General features: G+C 71.7%; 18 protein-coding genes and 5 pseudogenes. 7 read left to right on the plus strand and 16 right to left on the minus strand.

All coding sequences use genetic code 11. From position 1 onward, the window contains the following. Window positions 1–30 precede the first annotated feature (30 nt). The 7 genes and pseudogenes from L2X98_RS08685 to L2X98_RS22235 form a co-directional block, all read right to left on the minus strand. Window positions 31–2,014: pseudogene (locus L2X98_RS08685) on the minus strand (bifunctional copper resistance protein CopD/cytochrome c oxidase assembly protein). 203 nt (window positions 2,015–2,217) lie between these two features. Next, window positions 2,218–2,505, minus strand: coding sequence for an HU family DNA-binding protein (locus tag L2X98_RS08690; protein ID WP_259612993.1), 288 nt, complete (start codon window positions 2,503–2,505; stop codon window positions 2,218–2,220). Between the two features lie 312 nt (window positions 2,506–2,817). Next, window positions 2,818–3,125 (minus strand): annotated as a pseudogene (gene rpsN, locus L2X98_RS08695) (30S ribosomal protein S14). A 4-nt stretch (window positions 3,126–3,129) separates the two neighbouring features. Then, window positions 3,130–3,300 (minus strand): 50S ribosomal protein L33, encoded by a 171-nt coding sequence (gene rpmG, locus L2X98_RS08700; protein WP_036301131.1) that lies wholly within the window; start codon window positions 3,298–3,300, stop codon window positions 3,130–3,132. Continuing rightward, the gene (rpmB, locus tag L2X98_RS08705; protein WP_259612994.1) at window positions 3,300–3,536 is read right to left on the minus strand and encodes a 50S ribosomal protein L28; all 237 of its coding nucleotides are present in this window, start codon (window positions 3,534–3,536) and stop codon (window positions 3,300–3,302) included. The genes rpmG and rpmB overlap by 1 nt, the downstream gene beginning before the upstream one ends. 455 nt (window positions 3,537–3,991) lie before the next feature. Continuing rightward, window positions 3,992–4,363, minus strand: coding sequence for an SDR family NAD(P)-dependent oxidoreductase (locus tag L2X98_RS22230; protein WP_435526261.1), 372 nt, complete (start codon window positions 4,361–4,363; stop codon window positions 3,992–3,994). Further along, on the minus strand, window positions 4,360–4,800 hold the full coding sequence (locus L2X98_RS22235; RefSeq protein ID WP_435526262.1) for an SDR family NAD(P)-dependent oxidoreductase: 441 nt from the start codon (window positions 4,798–4,800) through the stop codon (window positions 4,360–4,362). Before L2X98_RS22235 ends, L2X98_RS22230 begins: the two co-directional genes overlap by 4 nt. Window positions 4,801–4,901: 101 nt before the next feature. Here L2X98_RS22235 and L2X98_RS08715 point away from each other — a divergent pair, with 101 nt between their 5' ends. Further along, on the plus strand, window positions 4,902–5,741 hold the full coding sequence (locus L2X98_RS08715) for a helix-turn-helix transcriptional regulator (protein WP_259612995.1): 840 nt from the start codon (window positions 4,902–4,904) through the stop codon (window positions 5,739–5,741). A gap of 27 nt (window positions 5,742–5,768) precedes the next feature. Here L2X98_RS08715 and L2X98_RS08720 read toward each other — a convergent pair whose 3' ends face one another. Beyond that, window positions 5,769–6,431: a DNA-3-methyladenine glycosylase gene (locus tag L2X98_RS08720; protein ID WP_259613258.1), complete on the minus strand. Its 663-nt coding sequence runs from the start codon at window positions 6,429–6,431 to the stop codon at window positions 5,769–5,771. Between the two features lie 447 nt (window positions 6,432–6,878). Between L2X98_RS08720 and L2X98_RS08725 the strand changes: the two genes are divergently transcribed. Then, entirely contained in the window at window positions 6,879–7,703 is an 825-nt protein-coding gene (locus tag L2X98_RS08725; RefSeq protein WP_354002968.1) for a glutamine amidotransferase-related protein, read from the plus strand. Here L2X98_RS08725 and L2X98_RS08730 read toward each other — a convergent pair. The 6 genes and pseudogenes from L2X98_RS08730 to L2X98_RS08755 all read right to left on the minus strand — a co-directional run bounded on the left by L2X98_RS08730 (window position 7,651) and on the right by L2X98_RS08755 (window position 13,118). Beyond that, the gene (locus tag L2X98_RS08730; protein ID WP_259612996.1) at window positions 7,651–8,862 is read right to left on the minus strand and encodes a hypothetical protein; all 1,212 of its coding nucleotides are present in this window, start codon (window positions 8,860–8,862) and stop codon (window positions 7,651–7,653) included. The two genes, L2X98_RS08725 and L2X98_RS08730, sit on opposite strands and share 53 nt — an antisense overlap. Window positions 8,863–9,104: 242 nt before the next feature. Further along, window positions 9,105–9,611 (minus strand): TIGR03943 family putative permease subunit, encoded by a 507-nt coding sequence (locus tag L2X98_RS22240; protein WP_435526263.1) that lies wholly within the window; start codon window positions 9,609–9,611, stop codon window positions 9,105–9,107. Window positions 9,612–9,962: 351 nt separating this feature from the next. Continuing rightward, complete coding sequence (locus L2X98_RS08740; RefSeq protein WP_259612997.1) at window positions 9,963–11,015, minus strand: permease; 1,053 nt, start codon at window positions 11,013–11,015, stop codon at window positions 9,963–9,965. 1 nt (window position 11,016) lies between these two features. Then, window positions 11,017–11,433 carry a Fur family transcriptional regulator gene (locus L2X98_RS08745; RefSeq protein WP_259612998.1) on the minus strand — a complete coding sequence of 139 codons (417 nt, stop codon included), beginning with the start codon at window positions 11,431–11,433 and terminating at the stop codon, window positions 11,017–11,019. A gap of 153 nt (window positions 11,434–11,586) precedes the next feature. Then, a pseudogene (locus L2X98_RS08750) lies at window positions 11,587–12,239 on the minus strand (ABC transporter permease); the annotation flags it as partial. A 39-nt stretch (window positions 12,240–12,278) separates the two neighbouring features. Continuing rightward, window positions 12,279–13,118 carry a COG4705 family protein gene (locus L2X98_RS08755; RefSeq protein WP_259612999.1) on the minus strand — a complete coding sequence of 280 codons (840 nt, stop codon included), beginning with the start codon at window positions 13,116–13,118 and terminating at the stop codon, window positions 12,279–12,281. Between the two features lie 111 nt (window positions 13,119–13,229). On the opposite strand from L2X98_RS08755, the gene L2X98_RS22245 reads away from it, so the two are divergent. The 5 genes and pseudogenes from L2X98_RS22245 to L2X98_RS08775 form a co-directional block, all read left to right on the plus strand. Next, window positions 13,230–14,057 (plus strand): phosphatase PAP2 family protein, encoded by an 828-nt coding sequence (locus tag L2X98_RS22245; RefSeq protein WP_435526264.1) that lies wholly within the window; start codon window positions 13,230–13,232, stop codon window positions 14,055–14,057. Continuing rightward, window positions 14,057–14,284: pseudogene (locus tag L2X98_RS20650) on the plus strand (response regulator); the annotation flags it as partial. The gene L2X98_RS22245 and the pseudogene L2X98_RS20650, both read left to right, overlap by 1 nt. A 113-nt stretch (window positions 14,285–14,397) precedes the next feature. Continuing rightward, window positions 14,398–14,661 (plus strand): winged helix-turn-helix domain-containing protein, encoded by a 264-nt coding sequence (locus L2X98_RS20655; protein ID WP_354003025.1) that lies wholly within the window; start codon window positions 14,398–14,400, stop codon window positions 14,659–14,661. A 73-nt stretch (window positions 14,662–14,734) separates the two neighbouring features. Continuing rightward, complete coding sequence (locus L2X98_RS08770; RefSeq protein WP_259613000.1) at window positions 14,735–15,136, plus strand: hypothetical protein; 402 nt, start codon at window positions 14,735–14,737, stop codon at window positions 15,134–15,136. A 106-nt stretch (window positions 15,137–15,242) separates the two neighbouring features. Next, window positions 15,243–15,614: pseudogene (locus tag L2X98_RS08775) on the plus strand (sensor histidine kinase); the annotation flags it as partial. 37 nt (window positions 15,615–15,651) lie between these two features. On the opposite strand, the gene L2X98_RS08780 reads toward L2X98_RS08775, so the two are convergent. Both L2X98_RS08780 and L2X98_RS08785 read right to left on the minus strand, forming a co-directional pair. Further along, window positions 15,652–16,419 carry a hypothetical protein gene (locus L2X98_RS08780; RefSeq protein WP_259613001.1) on the minus strand — a complete coding sequence of 256 codons (768 nt, stop codon included), beginning with the start codon at window positions 16,417–16,419 and terminating at the stop codon, window positions 15,652–15,654. Beyond that, complete coding sequence (locus L2X98_RS08785) at window positions 16,362–17,087, minus strand: glycosyltransferase family 39 protein (RefSeq protein ID WP_259613002.1); 726 nt, start codon at window positions 17,085–17,087, stop codon at window positions 16,362–16,364. The genes L2X98_RS08780 and L2X98_RS08785 overlap by 58 nt, the downstream gene beginning before the upstream one ends. Window positions 17,088–17,158: the final 71 nt, after the last annotated feature.

A 17,158-nucleotide genomic window follows, 5' to 3' on the forward strand; every position in this document is an offset into this window, starting at 1 on the left:
GTGGATGCCGCATCCGCCCGCACGCACCGGCTACAGCCGCGCCGTACCCTCACTCTCGCGGGCGTCGCGTTCGGCCAGCGCCGCGAGCCGGGCGTTGTACTCGACCAGTTCGGCATCGCCGGTGCGGTCGGCGTTGCGATCGGCCCGGCGCTCGGCGCGGGCATCGCTCTGGCTCCATTGGATGCCGACCACGATCGCGAGGATGAGGGTGGGGATCTCTCCGATCGACCACGCGGCGCCGCCGCCGACGTACTGGTCCATCATCGGGGTGGCACCCCAGGTGCGGCCCATCGAGCCGAACCACTCGGCCACCATCAGTCCGGACTGCATCATGATCGTGATGCCGAAGAACGCGTGCGTGGCCATCACGAGGATGAGCACCACCAGCCGCATCGCCCACGGCAGCCGGTACGGCACCGGGTCGATGCCGATCAGCGACTGGATGAAGAGGTACCCGGCGATGAGGAAGTGGACGATCATCCACTCGTGCCCGAGATGGTCGTACATCGCCCAGCGGAACAGGTCGGTGAAGTAGAAGACCCACAGCGACGCACCGAAGATCACGGCCGCCACGATCGGGTTGGTGACCACGCGCGCGAACGGGGTGTGCACGGCCCAGAGGATCCATTCCCGGGCGCCGCGGGTCTCGTCCTGCCGCTTGGCGATGGCGCGCATCGCCAGGGTGACCGGCGCCCCCGGGACCAGCAGCACCGGAATGGCCATGTTCAGCAGCATGTGCCCGACCATGTGCACGCTGAACAGGTAGTCCTGGTACGCGTTGATCGGCCCGCAGGTGACCCAGAACGGCAAGCGAGCCCGAGGATCCAGAACACCGTGCGGTACACCGGCCACTTGTCGCCGCGCCGGCGCAGGCGACGCACGCCGGCGAGGTAGAAGAAGATGCCGAAGCCGCACACGACCGCCCAGAGCAGGTCGATGTCCCATTGGGTGAACCAGCGGGCCATGGTCAGCATCGGCGGCAGCGGGGCGCCGGTGAGGATCTCGGCGGGCGTCTGCGACAGCGGCACCTCGGCCCCCGTCGGCGGCGGCGTCCGCGACAGTGCCACGGCGGCGCCGCTGGCCACGCCCATGATGATCAGCTCGCCGACGACGAAGCTCCAGAACCGGCGGCGGGATGCGGCATCCGTGCGCATCGCGGTGATCAGGCGGGTCCGGTAGACGGCGCCGAACAGGCCGAGCAGCACGAGGGCGGCGACCTTGACGATCAGGATCGTGCCGTACCCGGAGTTCAGCCCGGCCCAGCTGCCCACCCCGACGATCGCGCGGCCGACGCCCGAGACGGCGACCACCACGAACGCGACGAGCGCGATCGACGAGTAGCGCGAGACGACGTCGACCATGCGGTCGTGATCCATGACCGGCCGGATCAGCACCAGCAGCACGAGGCCGCCGACCCAGACCGCGGCGCCGATCATGTGCATGACCAGCGAGGTGACCGCGATGTTGTGCGAGGCGAGGTCGCCGGAGTGGCCCTGCGTGCCCATCGGCACCAGTGCGGCCAGCGCGAGCCCGGCGGTGATCAGCGTCATCGTCCAGCCGCGCACGGCGAAGGTCAGCACAGTGAGCACCGCCCCGGCGAGGGTGGTCAGCAGCCAGGTGCGGCCGGACTCGGTGCCCACCAGCCAGCTGCCCAGCCTGCGAGCCGAACGTGTTGTCCAGCCCGACGGTCGCGTTGAAGGTGAGCACGAACGTGAGGAAGCCGGTGAGGCCGGCGGCGATCGTGAACACGGCGGCCGAGACGGATGCCGTGTTCAGCGCGATCTCGAACGGCTTCTCGCCGGCGCGGAGGGCGAACAGCGCGAGCACGAGCGTGCCGCACAGACCGGCGGCCGACAGGTTCACGACCATCGTGACCAGTGGGAGGCTCCACCGCACGAACGGCCCGGGATCGCCCAGCTGCGAGCGGCGCGGCGCCGCCGCCGTACGCGAGCGCCCAGATCGCCGTGAGCAGGGCGGCCGCGACCAGCAGCGCCGGTCCGAGCGCCCGCAGCAGGCGGGCCGGGCCCGCGCTCCCCGGGACTCCGCGCGGCGCGACGGCGCGGCGTGGAGTGAGGGTGGGGTTCACCCCTCAAGCCTAAGCGGGATCGGGCCTGCCACGCCCCGCCGGTGAGGCCGATGTGCGCGGGCGGCGCGTGGGTCGCGATCGAATGCGAGAGGGGATGCCGCGGCTGCGGCATCCCCTCTCGAGCGACCGTCCTACTTGACGGCGGCCTTGAGCTTGGAGCCAGCGGTCACCTTGACGCGCTTGCCTGCCGGGATCTTGATCTCGGCGCCGGTCTGCGGGTTGCGGCCGGTGCGGGCCGCGGTGGCGACCTGCTCGAACGCGATCCATCCGGGGATCGAGACCTTGCTGCCCTTGGCGACGGCCTCGGAGACCGTGGAGAAGAGGGAGTCGAGCACGCTCGAAACGACGGACTGGCTCTGGCCGGTCGCGCTGGCGATGCTCGCAACGAGTTCGGTCTTGGTGATGGACTTGTCAGCCATATGGTGTGTCCTCCAGACGGCGGACCGCCGTCGTTCTAAACGGAACCGAAGAAGGCCTGCCCCCGGCTGGTCTTTCAACCGCGTCGAATGTACCAAGAAACCGCGGAATCACGCGGATTTCCACTGGTCCTGCGTGATCTTCCCCGGCGTGTCGCGCGCCGGGCGTGACTGGTGTGACTGGTGTGACTCCGGCATCCTCCCGCCGCCGGATCGGCGAGGGGCCGGGTACGCCGGTGCGGGGGCGGGGGGCCGACGGCAGGGACGCGAGAAGGCCGGAGCCCGAGGGGCTCCGGCCTTCGTCGAAAGCGTGGTCTACCAGCTGGACTTGGTCACGCCGGGCAGCTCGCCCCGGTGCGCCATGTCGCGGAAGCGGACGCGCGAGATACCGAACTTCGACAGGTTGCCGCGGGGGCGCCCATCGATGACGTCGCGGCTTGCGCAGTCGCACCGGCGACGCATTGCGCGGCAGCTTCTGCAGGCCGACGCGAGCGGCTTCGCGCTCCTCGTCGGAGGCGTTCGGGTCCACGAGCTTGCTTCTTCAGCTGAGCGCGCTTCTCGGCGTAGCGGGCCACGACCTCGGCGCGCTGGTTGTTGCGCGCGATCTTGCTCTTCTTCGCCATAGGATCAGCGCTCCTCTCGGAATTCGACGTGCTTACGCACTACCGGGTCGTACTTCTTCAGCACGATGCGGTCGGGGTTGTTGCGGCGGTTCTTGCGCGTCACGTAGGTGTACCCCGTGCCGGCGGTCGAGCGCAGCTTGATGATCGGACGGACGTCCTGCGACTTCTTGGCCATCAGAGCTTCACACCCTTCGCGATCAGGTCCTGTACGACCGACTCGATGCCACGGGCGTCGATCACCTTGATGCCCTTGGCGGACACGTTGATGGTGATCTTCCGGCCGAGCGACGGCACGAAGTAGGTCTTCTTCTGCACGTTCGGGTCGAAGCGGCGCTTCGTCCGACGGTGCGAGTGCGAGATGCTGTGACCGAAGCCGGGAACCGCGCCGGTCACCTGGCACACTGCAGCCATGGTGATGTCTCCCTCTGTACCGTGAGACCGGACGGCCTCACCCAAGATCCCTTGTCTGCACCCACTCCACGAACCCGTCGTTTCCGACCGGCGAGAATGGGGAGGGTGCGAACTGCGCGCAGGAGTGCGCGCAGACAAGGAGTCAGTTTAGCACGGGGAGAACCGGCGCCCGATCACTGCCGAGCCGAACGGCGAGAGACGGCATCCGTCCGAGACACGGGCTGGAGAAGCGGCGGATGCCCGGGCCGGCAGGCCGGGGCATCCGCCGCTCATGTCAGCGCTTGCGCGTCTTGACGATGCCCTCGTCGGCCTTCTCCCGCTTCTGCGCACGCTTCTCCTTCAGCGTGGCCTGCGGTGCCTTCTTCGCATTCTGCTTGTCAGCCATGGTGATACTCGCGTCCCCTTTCACAGCTGGCGGGTAGTCCCGCCGACCATAGCCGACTTTCACGAGGAAGTCACTTCCTGCCACCTGACCGGGGAATTTCTGTCGTCTCGGCCGTCACGCCGCCGCGTGCGGGTCGAGCCGGTTCAGCGTCGCGACGGTCTGTGCGTAGTCGCCGCGCACCTCGCCGAAGCGCAGCAGCTTCACGTTCTCGACGAGGATCTCGTGGGCGTCCGGCTTGCGCGGCGATGAGCGCCATCGTCTCGTCGGCGAACGCGTCCAGCGGCATCGCGAACGGACTCCGGTCCTGCCCAGGGAGCAGCTCGGTCGCCACCGCGGGCGGGACGAGTTCGAGCACCTTCACGCTCGTGTCGGCGAGCTGCAGACGGATCGACTCCGACAGCTGGTGGACGGCGGCCTTCGTCGCGTTGTAGCTCGGCGTCACGCGCAGCGGGGTGTGCGCCAGCCCGCTCGAGACGGTGACGATCGTCGCGTCGGGGCGGCTGCGCAGCTTGCCTCGACGAACGCCGCGATCAGGCGGATCGGACCGAGCAGGTTGGTCGTGACCATCTGCTCGGCGTCGGAGAGGAAGCCGTCGCCGCGCCAGTCCTCGATGCGCATGATGCCGGCCATCGCGATCAGCACGTTCACGTCGGGGTGCGCGGCGATCACCTCGGCGGCCGCACCGCGGATGCTGCCGGCGTCGGCGGTGTCGATGCGCACGGTGTCGAATCCGTACTGGGTCTGCAGCCGGGCGAGCAGTTCGGCGCTGCGTCCGCCGATGATGACGGTGTTGCCGGCCGCCTGCAGGCGGGTCGCGAGGGCGAGACCGATGCCGCGGGTCGCGCCGGGGATGAAGACGGTGTTTCCTGTGATGTCCATGCGATCCAGAATCCGCGGCATCCGTTCACGCGGTAAGAGACCTGCGGATCGGGGGACTCTCAATCCCTGGTTCCCGCGGCGTGCACGCCGCACAATGGGGGATGGACCGCGTCGCACTCGCCGACTTCCTCCGCCGCCGCCGGGCGTCGCTGCAACCCGCCGATGTCGGGCTTCCGGCGGGCGCTCGGCGGCGGGCGCCGGGGCTGCGGCGTGAGGAGGTCGCAGCCCTGACCGGGATGTCGGCCGACTACTACACCCGCCTCGAGCAGCGTCGCGGTCCCCAGCCGAGCGAGCAGATGCTCGCCGCTCTCGCCCGCGCTCTGCGCCTGACCGATGACGAGCGCGACTATCTCTTCCGCACGGCGGGGCATTCGGCGCCGGGCCGGCGCCGCTCCCTCCCGCATGTCGCGCCGCCGCTGCTGCGCGTGCTCGACCGGCTCGAGGACACGCCGGCGCTGATCCTCTCGAACCTCGGCGAGACCCTGGTGGCGAACCGGATGGCGACGTCGCTGTTCGGCGACACGACGGCACGCACCGGCCCCTCACGCAGCGACGTCTACCGCTGGTTCACCGAGCCGACCTCGCGCGCCGTCTACCCCGAAGACGACCACCCCCGGCTGGCGCGGGCCCTGGTCGCGAACCTGCGGGTCGCGTACGGCGCGATGGGCCGGCGTTCGCGCGCCGGAGAGCTCGTTCGCGCCCTGCAGGAGGTCAGCCCCGAATTCGCCGAGCTGTGGGACCGGCACGAGGTGGCGGCGCGCTTCGAAGACCACAAGACGCTCATCCATCCCGAGCTGGGCCCGATCGAGCTGGACTGCCAGGTCCTGTTCACCGAAGACCAGTCGCAGGCGCTGCTCGTGCTCACCGCCGCGCCGCACAGCGAGGCGGCCGAGAAGCTCGAGCTGCTCTCCGTGCTCGGCACGCAGCGCTTCGGCGGCTGAGGCGGCGGGTCCTCCCGCGCGCAGGCGTCAGCGGGATGCCGCGGCCTCGGCGGCTCCCCGCCCCCAGCGGAACGGTGAGACGGTGCGGTCGCCGGCGATCCAAAACCGCCAGGGGAAGGCATCCGTCCCGGCGATCCCGGCGATGCCGACGCGGGGACCGGATGCCACGGATGCCAGCGGCTCGTCCCGCAGCTCGAGCCGCGCCACAGCGTCGCCGAACGGCGCGGACTCGACCACGTCGATGCCGTCGTGCAGCGCGTGCCGCAGTCCCATCGCGTCGCCGAATCGTCCGGGCCCACGGGCGAGCTCGCGATCGGTGCGGGCAGCCGGCCGGCGTCGCCGCGCGACCTCGAGCCCCTCGACGATCTCGCCGGCGCGCGGCAGGATCCCGCCGGCCTCGCCCTCCGGGCCGCACACCACGTTGGCGCAGGAGTGGATGCCGTGGCTCAGGTACACGTACAGGTGACCGGGTTCGCCCCACATCGTGGCGTTGCGGCGGGTGTACCCCATGCGCGCGTGCGATCCCGGATCCGGCACCGGCCCGGTGCCCTTGCCGTGATACGCCTCGACCTCGGTGATCCGCGCGGCGACGGTCTCGGCATCCACCGTCACCGTGAGCACGCCGCCGAGCAGGCGCGGGGCGACCTCGAGCGGCAGCCCGGACAGCTCGGCGCGCGCGGCCGGATGCATGGCGGAGCGGGCGGATGCCGGGGGCACGGCTCGGTCGATGGATGCGGGGGGCACGGCTCGGTCGGCGGATGCGGGGGGCACGGCTCGGTTGTCGGATGCCGAGCGGGCGGATGCCGGGGGCACGGTCTCGGGTGCGGTGTCAGTCATGGCGGTCGGGGCGGGGCGCCCGCGCTCCACGATACGCCGGAGCGCGGGACCGCCCGGCCCTCCCCGACCACTCGCCCGTGCGTGACTCGTCAAAAGTGGTCGGTATGGTCGCGATGATTCCCGCCAGTTCTGACAAGTCGGGAACGGGCGCGGGGCGCCGACCGGCGCGGCGAGCCGACCGGCGCGCGCCCGAACCGGTGCGGGACCCCGACCCGCGCGCCCGAACCGGCGCGGGGCGCCGAGCGGCGCGGGCTCGCCCGACCGCCCGGCCCCGCACGCACCCCGCCGTAGACTCGCCGCATGCCGCTCGTCTACCTGTGCGTGCGCCCGCAGCATGAGGCGGCCGCCGCCGAATACGCGTCCTTCCGCGAGACGGCCGGTCTGGGTCCGGACGAGCTCGAGCAGCACGACCTCACTCGCGCGCCGCTGCCGGCGGATGCGTTCGAGCGGTGGCGCGGGTTCCTCGTCGGCGGCAGCCCGTTCAACCTGACCGACCCGGAGCGCGACAAGTCCGACGTGCAGCGCCGCGTCGAATCCGAACTCGAGGCGATCGCGGCTCGAGCGGCCGACGCGCGCACCGCGGCGCTGTTCACCTGCTACGGCATCGGGGTCGTCACCCGGATGCTGGGCGGCCAGGTGAGCCGGCAGCATCCCGAACCGACCGGACCGGCGACCGTCGTGCTCACCCCAGCCGGTCGCGACGACCCGATCACGGGCGGCCTCGCCTCGCCGTTCCACGCGCTGTCCGCCCACAAGGAGGGCGCCGGCGCCGCCCCGGCCGGTGCGACCCTGCTCGCCACGAACGAAGCCTGCCCGGCGCAGGCGTACCGGGTGGGCGATCGCCTGTATGCGACGCAGTTCCATCCCGAGTCGACGCCGGTGCCGTTCACCGAGCGGATGGCGCTGTACCGCGACGGCGGATACTTCGACGCCGCCGAGTACGACGCGATCGCGCAAGCGGGTGCTTGCCACGCCGGTCACCGAGCCGGGTCGGATGCTGCGGGCGTTCACGGAGCGGTTCGGCGCTTCCTGACCTCCGCGGCGTGCGACGCCGGACCATCCAGCACGCCCGTCACTGGGACGGCGGCGGAGGCACCTGACACCAGGACAGGTCGAAGCCGGTGAAGGTGTGCACGGCGCTGCCGTCGGCGAGCGCGATCACGTGCGTGACCACCCGGGTCGGCATCGGCATCCGGTACTGGTCGTAGCTGTTCGAGACCGCATCGGGCGCGACGGTGATGGCCGCGTACTGGCCGCTCGGCGACACGCAGGTCTGCAGCAGGGCATCCGTCGGGGGCATGTCGAAGACGGATGCCGCGGCCCCGTCGCCCGCGACCCGGTATACCCGCGTCCCCTCCGGAACGCCCTGGCCGGCGCCGGTGCCGCCGGCCACGTCCAGCACCGTGTAGGGGCGGATCGACCCGCCGTCCGCGCCGGGGATCGGGGTGACGACCCCCATCCGGCCGGGCACGTCGCGTCCGTCGAGGCTGGCCTTGGTGAGCGTGTTCTGGGTGCCGTCGGTGAGGTCGACGGTGACCATCCCGTCGGCCCGCTCGACGACGGCGACGGACGATCCCCGGGCGATGCCGTCGATCGCCATCCCGGTGCCGAGGTCCGCGGCATCCTGTCCGTCGGCGCTGCTCGGCAGCATCCGCCCGTCGTAGGTGAGGACAAGGATGCTGTCGCTGTCGGGCACGAAGCGCCAGTCGGCGACCCGCTTCTCGGTGCCGCTGACGGCGACCTCGGTGGGGGCGGTGTCGGCGGCGGCATCCTTGACCGAGGCGATGAACAGCCGGTTCTCGCGGGCGCCGGCGGTGCCGAGTGCGGCATCCGAGAACGTGTACCCGACGAGCTCGCCGCGGTCGGCGCTCTGCAGCCTGCAGATGGTGCCGGGTCCGGGCAGCGGGAGGGTGCGCTCGCCCTTGCCCTGCAGGTCGGTCACGACGAGCGCCGTGTTGCCTTTGGCATCGAGCGTGGAGATGACCAGGTGCCCGGTCGTGGCGCGGAAGTCCTCGATGTGCTCGCCGCTGAACACCGGCACCGGGTCGGCGCCGTGCAGGTCGGTGCGCAGGATCCGGTCGCCGTGCCTGCCGCGCTCGAGCAGGTACGTCTGCAGCCCCGGCGTGCGGAACGTCTCGGTCACGGTGGTGGACGGGCCGCCGCCGAGCCCGGTCACGCCGGCGACGCGCACCGTGTACTCGGTGTCGTCGTGCAGCGGGAGGGTGAAGCGGATGCCCAGGTCGCGGCCGGCGGTGTCGACGGTGAACTCGGCATCCGGGGTCACCGTGACCTGTGCGGGCCTGATCTTGTGCGAGCGACTGGTTCATCGTCATGATCAGGCGCGCGCCGGATGCCGTGGCCGCGGCATCCGGATCCACGTGCACCGCCGTGGGCCGCGGTCCCTGCGCACCGCCGACGGCGGCCCCGGCCAGTCCGAGGACGGCGAGCGCACCCAGGACGGCCGCGAACGTGCCGGCGAACGCCCGTCCTCGACGCCGGCGGGAGGCCGCACGCCGGGTTCCGGCGTCAGTACTCATACGGATCCTGGGGCTCGGGGATCGGCTTCACGCCGGTCGCCGCGATCTGCAGCGCGCCGGACCCGCTCGAGCGGACGGTGCCGGTGACCTCGATCCACGCGCCGGTCTTCGGTGCGGCGCCGGATCCGACCACCGGGACGCTGGCCGGCTGCGCGTCGATCACGCAGTGGGTGATGATCAGGCGGGTCAGCTCGAAGCCGCCCCCGTCGGCCGGCGTCGCGAATCCGGTCAGGGTGACCGCGTCGCCCTCGAACGCGTCGGGATTCGTGGCGGTCGCGAACACGCTGGCCCAGTCGCCGACCCCGAACTTGGCCGTGTCTCCGTGGGTGGCCAGGCTCACGACATCCGCGCCCGCGAACAGCGGCGCCGCGCCGACGTCGCGGCTCTGCGCGATCTCGGCCGACAGCGACGCGGGCGGCAGCAGGATCGACAGGATGACGCCGGTCGCGGCGACGCCCCCGGTGGCGGCGACCACCGCCCCTGCGCTCCGCCCCACCCCTGCCGCGAAATCGTACGATCTGGCCCACTGAACATGAAACTCGGCCCGGTTTGATGTGCACTCGGCCAAATCGTACGATTTCGCGGACCAGCGGCGGCCGGGGGCGCGGGGGCGTGAGGGGCGTGAGAGGCGTCGCCGTGGTCGTGGCCGTGGTCCTCCTCGGCGCCGGGCGGCAGCAGGAAGCTCAACGCCGCCCCGACCAGCAGGAGCACCGCCATCGGGATCGCGAACCAGTTCGACGACGGGTTGATGTACAGGGCCAGCCGGCCGGTCAGCGCGAGCCCGAGGGTCACCACCGCCAGGCACGAGGCGAGCCCCACGCCGAGCCAGCGGTTCCAGACCGAGGCGCTACGCGACAAGGTTCACCCCCACCCCGATGGCGAACGCCGCCAGCACCACGGTGACCACCATCCCGATCAGCACCCGGGTGGTGAACGTGGTCCGCAGCAGGGCCATCATCTTCACGTCCACCAGCGGCCCCACCAGCAGGAACGCCACGATCGACCCCGGCGTGAACGTGGAGGCGAACGACAGCGCGAAGAACGAGTCGACGTTCGAGCAGATCGACACGATCATGGCCAGCATGATCATCGCCACGATCGAGAACACCGGGTTCGATCCGATCGCCAGCAGCGCGTCGCGCGGCACGAGCACCTGCACGGCACCGGCCACGGCCGATCCGATGATCAGCGCCGGCATCACCGCGCGCAGCTCGACGACGAACTGGGCGAGGCTGCGCCGCCACCGGTCGCCGGGCTCGTGCGTGACCAGCTCGCACGTGTCGCGGAACCGCTCGGTCAGCAGGGCGTCCGGGTCGGGATGCCGGCTGTAGATCCATCCGATCAGGTTGGCGATCAGATAGCCGCCGACGAGCCGCGCGACGAGGATGCCGTCGCTGAAGCCGAACGCCTGGTGGGTCGTGATGATCACGATCGGGTTCACGATCGGCGCGGCCATCAGGAACGTGAGCGTCTCGGGCACCGTGAACCCGCGCATGAGCAGGCCGCGGGCGAACGGGACGTTGCCGCACTCGCACACCGGGATCACCATGCCCAGCAGAGACAGCACGGCCCGCCGGGCCCACGCGCGCCGCGGCATCCACCGCTCGATCATCCCCGGCGGGATCCACACCTGCACGACGATCGAGAGCAGGACGCCCAGCACGACGAACGGCAGCGACTCGATCAGCACGCTGATCGCAAGGGTCAGCCCGTCCTGCGCGCGGGTCGGGACCCCGGGCATCAGCTGCGGCGCGAACGCGTCCAGCGCGAACAGCACGGCGATCGCGGCGACGCCGATCCCGAGCAGGAGGGCGCGCCGGGGCGCCGGCCGGCGAGGCGGCCGGAGGCGATCGGTGGGCTTCGGGCGGGCGACGGATGCCGCGGCCGGGGTCCGCGTCACGTCAGCTCGTGCTCTTGCCTGCAGCGTCGCGTCGTGCCGCACAGTCGGCGCACAGGCCGAAGATGTCCACGACGTGCTCGGCCTCGGTGAACCCATGGCCGGCGGCCGTGCGTCGCGCCCAGTCCTCGACGTCGGTCGCGGCGATCTCGACGGTCAGCCCGCACGATCGGCAGATGAGGTGGTGGTGGTGGCCCGGGCTGGTGCAGGCGCGGTACAGGCTCTCGCCCTCGGGGCTCTGCAGCGAGTCGGCGTCGCCGGCCGAAGCCATGTCGGACAGCGCGCGGTACACGGTGGCCAGGCCGATGCCGGTGTTCTCGTCGCGCAGGGTCGCGTGCAGCGTCTGCGCGCTCACGAATCCGGGGGCGTCGGTGAGCGCCTCGCGCACGCGTTCGCGCTGCCAGGTGTTCCGCTGGGCCATGCTCCGAGTCTAGGCGGGCTCCCCGAGATGAGGCTGGGCGTCGGCCTCCGGCATCCCTCACCGCAGCGGGACGGGCTTGACGGTGATCCTCCCCATCCAGGTCGCGACCAGCACCGCCGTCAGCGACCCCGCCGTCATGATCGCCGCGAGCACGACGAGCTGGAACCGGCCGGCCTCCAGCGGCGAGATGCCGCCGAAGATCGCCCCCACGAACGCCCCGGCAGCACGACGAGCCCCGTCGTCTTGGTCTGGTCGATCGTCGGGATCAGCGCGTCGCGCACCGCACGCCGCGCCAGCCCGATCGTCGACTGGCGCGGGGTGGCGCCCAGGGCCAGCCAGCCCTCCACCTCGTCCCAGTGGTCGATGACGGCCGTCGTCAGCATCCGGCCGGTGAGCGTGGCGATGGTCATCGCGTTGCCGATCACGATCGCGCCGATGGCCAGGGCGTAGCGCGGGGTGAACTCCAGCGCGCCGGTGCTGAACACGATGACCGCCGCGAGCAGGATGCCGGCGCCCATCGAGCCGGTCATCATGGTCATCGACCGCCATGACCAGCCGATCCGACCGGTTGCGACCGACGCGGCGATGGCGAACATCACGCACAGGGCGACGGCGATCCAGCCCGGCTGGGTGATGATCCCGCTGAGGATGACGCTGATCACGGCCAGCTGCACGGCGCCGCGCAGGATGGCCAGCAGCGGCGTCCACGCCGCGGGCACCCGGAACGGCAGCAGCACGCCGGTCGTGACCGCCGCCAGCACCGCGACGCCGACGAGGGTCGGCAGGATGTCGGTCGGGATGCTCACACCGCGAGCCTAGGACTCGGAGTCGACGCGCACCGCCGGTCAGAGCTCGTCGGCTCCGGGTGGGGCAGGCGCGGGGGCGGGCGCCGCGGCGGCCCTCGGCATCCCCGAGCGCCGATCGACCGACGCGTGAACGCGCCCCGTGGCCAGCACAGTCGCCAGCACCAGGGCCAGCATCGTCACCGCGAACCCGAGCGACACCCAGCCGGCGCCCAGGCCGACGCCGCCGTCGGCGACGGGCTTGCCCAGCCAGTCCGCGACCGACGCCCCCAGCGGCCGGGTCAGCACGTACGCGAACCAGAACGCGAACACGGCGTTCCAGCGCAGCACGCGATACCCGAGCGCCGGGACGAGGATCAGCAGCGCGAACAGGGCGATCGACGGCAGATATCCCAGCCCCAGTCCGACCGCGGTGAAGTCGCCCAGCGCGGTGCCCAGCGCGAAGGTGCCCACGACGGCCGCCCAGTAGAACAGCTCGCGGCGGGCGCTGGTGATCTCGTGCACGTCCAGGGTGCGCTCGATCAGCCGCCAGCCGACGAAGACCAGTGCCAGCAGCAGGGCGTACACGGCGGTCGAGACCGCGTAGGGCGCCCCGAGCACGACGTGCACGACATCCGCCGCCATCGTCCCGAACACGCCGACCATCGCCACCGCGAGCCAGTAGACGCCCGCGATGAAGCGCCGCCGGGTCAGCTCGAGCGCGAGGGCGGCGGCGAACAGCGCGAATCCGAGCAGCACCGCGACTACCGGAGGCATCACGTGGATCGAGAAGTCCGACAGCGCCTCGCCCAGCGCCGTCGAGGCGCCCTTCGTGACCCAGAACATCACCGACGGAGCGGCCACTCGGCTCACCGGTCGGGCCGCGGGGATCTGTGCGCTCACGCGGAAGAGAGTGGATGTCGCACGCTAAGAAATCACCCAGAGAGCGTCCGCGCGCGACGGCCGCGGCGCGTCTCAGCCGATTCTCAGAGCGAGGCGTCCAGTGTTCTGTGCATGCACACCAGCTCACCCCGCCCCGCGCTCGTCGCGCCCCTGATCCTCGCCGGCGCTGTTCTCGCCGTGGTCATCGGCGCCGGATTCGCGATCGTCGGGCACCCCGACTGGTCGGTCGCCGAGGACCAGGCGATCCGTGCCGTGCAGTCCGTGGGCGGTGCCGGACTCGAGCTCGTCGCCGGGGCGATCGGCATCGGCTTCGGGCCGGCCGGGGCGATCCTGGTCGTCCTGATCGTGCTGGCGGTGGCATATCTGCGCACCCGATCCTGGCGGCTCACGGCCCGCACGGCGATCGTGATCGCGGTGCCCTGGGCGGTCGCCGAGGCGATCAAGGACATCGTGCGGCGACCCCGGCCCGACCCGGCACTCCTCGGCCAGGCGGCCACCACGCCGCTGACCTACAGCTTCCCCAGCGGGCATACGGCGTTCGCGGCCGCCCTCGGCTTGCGCCGTGATCCTGCTGCTCGCAACCGGGCGTGCCCGCGCGGTCGCGGTGGCGATCGCCGCGGTGGTCGTGCTTCTGACCGGCTGGTCGCGCATCTACCTCGGCGCGCACTACCCGACCGATGTGATCGCCTCGATGATCCTCGTGCCGGTGCTCGCCGTGGCCGCAGACCGGGTGGCCGGGCGCATCCGCCTGCTCGCCGACGACGGTCTTCCGACGCACCTGCCGGCCGACGCGCCGTGACGCACGCCCGGGACGGACGTATCTTTCTCACAGGGGCCGCAAGCCGCGCTCGGGGAGGACGACCGGATGGGATCCGCACGATGACCGGCGACCGGCCGCGCCTGCTGCTCGCCGAGGACGACCCGAGCTCGGCCCCCTGATGGCCCGGGTGCTCGACGAGGTGTATGACGTGGTCCTGATCCCGGATGGTGCGGATGCGCTGGCCGCCGCAGTGGACGGCATGTTCGCCGTCTTCGTGATCGATCGCCGGCTCCCCGGGCTGGACGGCCTCGAGATCATCGCCCGCCTGCGCCGCGAGGGGGTGCGCACCCCCGCCCTGATCCTCACGGCGCTGGGCACGGTGCACGACAAGGTGAGCGGCCTGGACGCCGGCGCCGACGACTACCTCGTCAAGCCGTTCGACTTCGACGAGCTGTTCGCCCGGCTGCGGGCGATCCGACGGACCGACGACGGCGAGGGGCCGTTCGTCCGCATCGGCCCGTGGGAGTTCTACCCCGAGTCGCGTGCCGTCTACTCGCCGTACGAGGGCCGCAGCATCCTCACCGATCGCGAGAGCGCGCTGCTCGACTGCTCGCCCTGCACCCCCGCAGGACGTTCAGCCGGGGCGAGATCCTCGAGGCCGTCTTCGATGCGACCGACACGCCCGGCACGGTCGACACGTATGTGCACTACCTGCGGCGCAAGACCGATCGCGACATCATCACGACCGTGCGCGGGCGCGGCTATCGACTGGGGATGATGTGACGGGCCGCGCGAGGCGGCGGCGATTGGATGCCGATGCCCGGCTGGTCCGCCGGACGGCGTGGACGGTCGGGGCGTGGATGACCGTCGCCGCGACCGTGCTGGTGATCGCAGTGCTGGTGGCGGCGTCCTCGATCGTGCTGGGGCAGATCCCCTGGCCGAGCTGCTGGACCGACGGCACCACGAGGAGTCGATCGATGTCGGGGGGCTGGACGCGCTGGCCGGGATCGTCGTCATCGGGCTGCTCGCCATCGTGCTGGCCTGCACCCTCAGTCTGATCGTCACCCGCCGCGCCGTCGCGCCGCTCGTGGATGCGCTGGCCCGGCAGCGCCGCTTCGTCGCCGACGCCTCGCACGAGCTTGCGCACGCCGCTGGCCGTCCTCGACGCGCGGCTGCAGGTGCTCGAGCGCTCTCTGCCGCCCGACGATCCGCAGCGGGGCATCGTCGCCGAGCTTGCGCGCGGACTCCCGCTCGCTGATCGCCGTGGTCTCGGACCTGCTCGACTCGGTCGACGTCGCCTCGTCCGGGCACCAGCAGCCGTGGCGCTCGCACCGATCGTGCAGACGGCGGTGTCGTCGATGCGGATGCTCGGCCAGGACAGGGGCGTGCACGTGACCGCGGGCGACGTCGCCCCGGACGTCTGGGTGCGGGTCCCCGAGACGAGCCTGCACCGCGCCCTGGTCGCGGTGATCGACAACGCCGTGAAGAACTCCGCCGCCGGAGACGCCGTCGAGGTCGCGGTGCGTGCGGACCGCGCGCAGGTGCGGATCGCCGTCCGCGACCATGGTCCCGGCATCCGCGGCATCCCCGTCGAGCGCGTGTTCGATCGGTTCGCGCGCGCCGCCGAGCCGGGCGCCGGCGGTTTCGGGATCGGGCTGTCGCTGGTGCAGGACACCGCCGGGCGGTTCGGCGGCTGGGTCGAGGTGACCGAGACCTCGGCCGACGGGACGACGATCACGATCGGGCTTGCCGCGGGCCAAGCGCCGCTGACAGTCAGTCGGCAGACGTGTAGAGGGCGACGACGCTGCGGTGATCGACGACGCGCTCACGCTCGCGGTATCCGAGGCGACGCAGCTCGTCCACGCCCCAGGTGTCCACCGCCCGACCGACCCGGTATTCGACCACCCACACCCGCTGCACGTCGTGGAACCGGCCGTGGCGGGCCGCAGCATCCACCGACATCGTGGTGTCATACCACGTCGGATCGTCGGGGTACGGCGAGGCCAGCGTGACATCGCGGACGGTTGCGAAGGATGTCGGGTCGGTGTCCATCGCCAGCCGCGGCCGGCGAGATGGGCGGGTGCCATCGTCGAACACGATCGCGTCGCCGACGCGCGCGTGCGTGCGGATCACCTGGGCGATCTGGTTCCAGTCCGACTGGTTCTTCGCGAACGGCGTACGTTGCGAGGCCCACACCGGGACTGCCGCCGCGATGACCGCGAGCAGGGCGATCGGAGCGAGCCGCCGGCCGAATCGCAGTCGCGCGAGCCGGCGGATGCCGGACGCCATCAGCACCGCGGCCGCGGGGGCGGCGTAGGTGCCATACCGCGCGGTGAATCCGGGCGCGACCGGACTCGCCGCGACCAGGATCCCCACCGGGATCACCAGCCAGCACACGGCCAGCACATCCAGCGCGCGCACCGGTGATCCGTCACCGATGTGCCGCGCGGCATCGCCGACCACGCCAAGCGTCGCGATACCGATCAGGGCCCAGGCGATCGCCGCGAACAGCGGTGTGGCGAACCACATCTGGATGAACACGGCGGTCGGGCCCGCGACATCCGTCCCGCGCAGATACCCGATCTGCGCCGTCTGGGTCGCCGCGACGGCGAGCAGGGCAGCGCCAGGGCGGATGCAGTGGCCGATGCGATCAGCCAGCGACGCCGTTGCGGCCGCAGTTCGGGCGTCATCGCGATCGCCGCGCCGACGGCAAGGGTGAGCAACGCGAAGTAGAGGAACGCGTAGACGCCGACCGTGAGCACCACGGTGTAGGCGATCCACCACGGCCGGGAGGGCCCCCGGCCGAGCAGCAGCTCGACGACGATGGCGCACAGGATCGCGGCCAGAGCCGCGTCCCACGCATAGGAACGGGCTTCTTCGCCCGCATAGGTGAGCCGTGGCAGGACCGCGACGAGGACGCCGGCCAGGACGCCGAAGCGGACGGTGCCCACGCGCCCGCACATCCAGGTGACGGCGGCCGCGCACATCCCCGCGGCGAGCGCGGAGGGAAACCGCACCGAGAACGGGCCGGCGCCGAATAGCGCGACCCAGTCGTGCAGGCCGAGGTAGTAGGCCGCATGCACGACGTCGACGTGTATGACCATCGCGAGCAGGCTTCCGACCGGCCGTGTCGCAGACAGGACGCTGGCCGCCTCGTCGCCCCACAGCGAGGGGATCCACGAGCCGGTCATGGCGAGCGCCGCGGCCACGGCGCCCAGGGATACCGCGGCCAGGCGCAAGCCGCCGCCGGGATGGGGGATCCGTGGGGCTGTGGATCCGC

Origin of the sequence: Microbacterium elymi (genome assembly GCF_021582895.2) — a bacterium.
Lineage (GTDB): Bacteria > Actinomycetota > Actinomycetes > Actinomycetales > Microbacteriaceae > Microbacterium > Microbacterium humicola.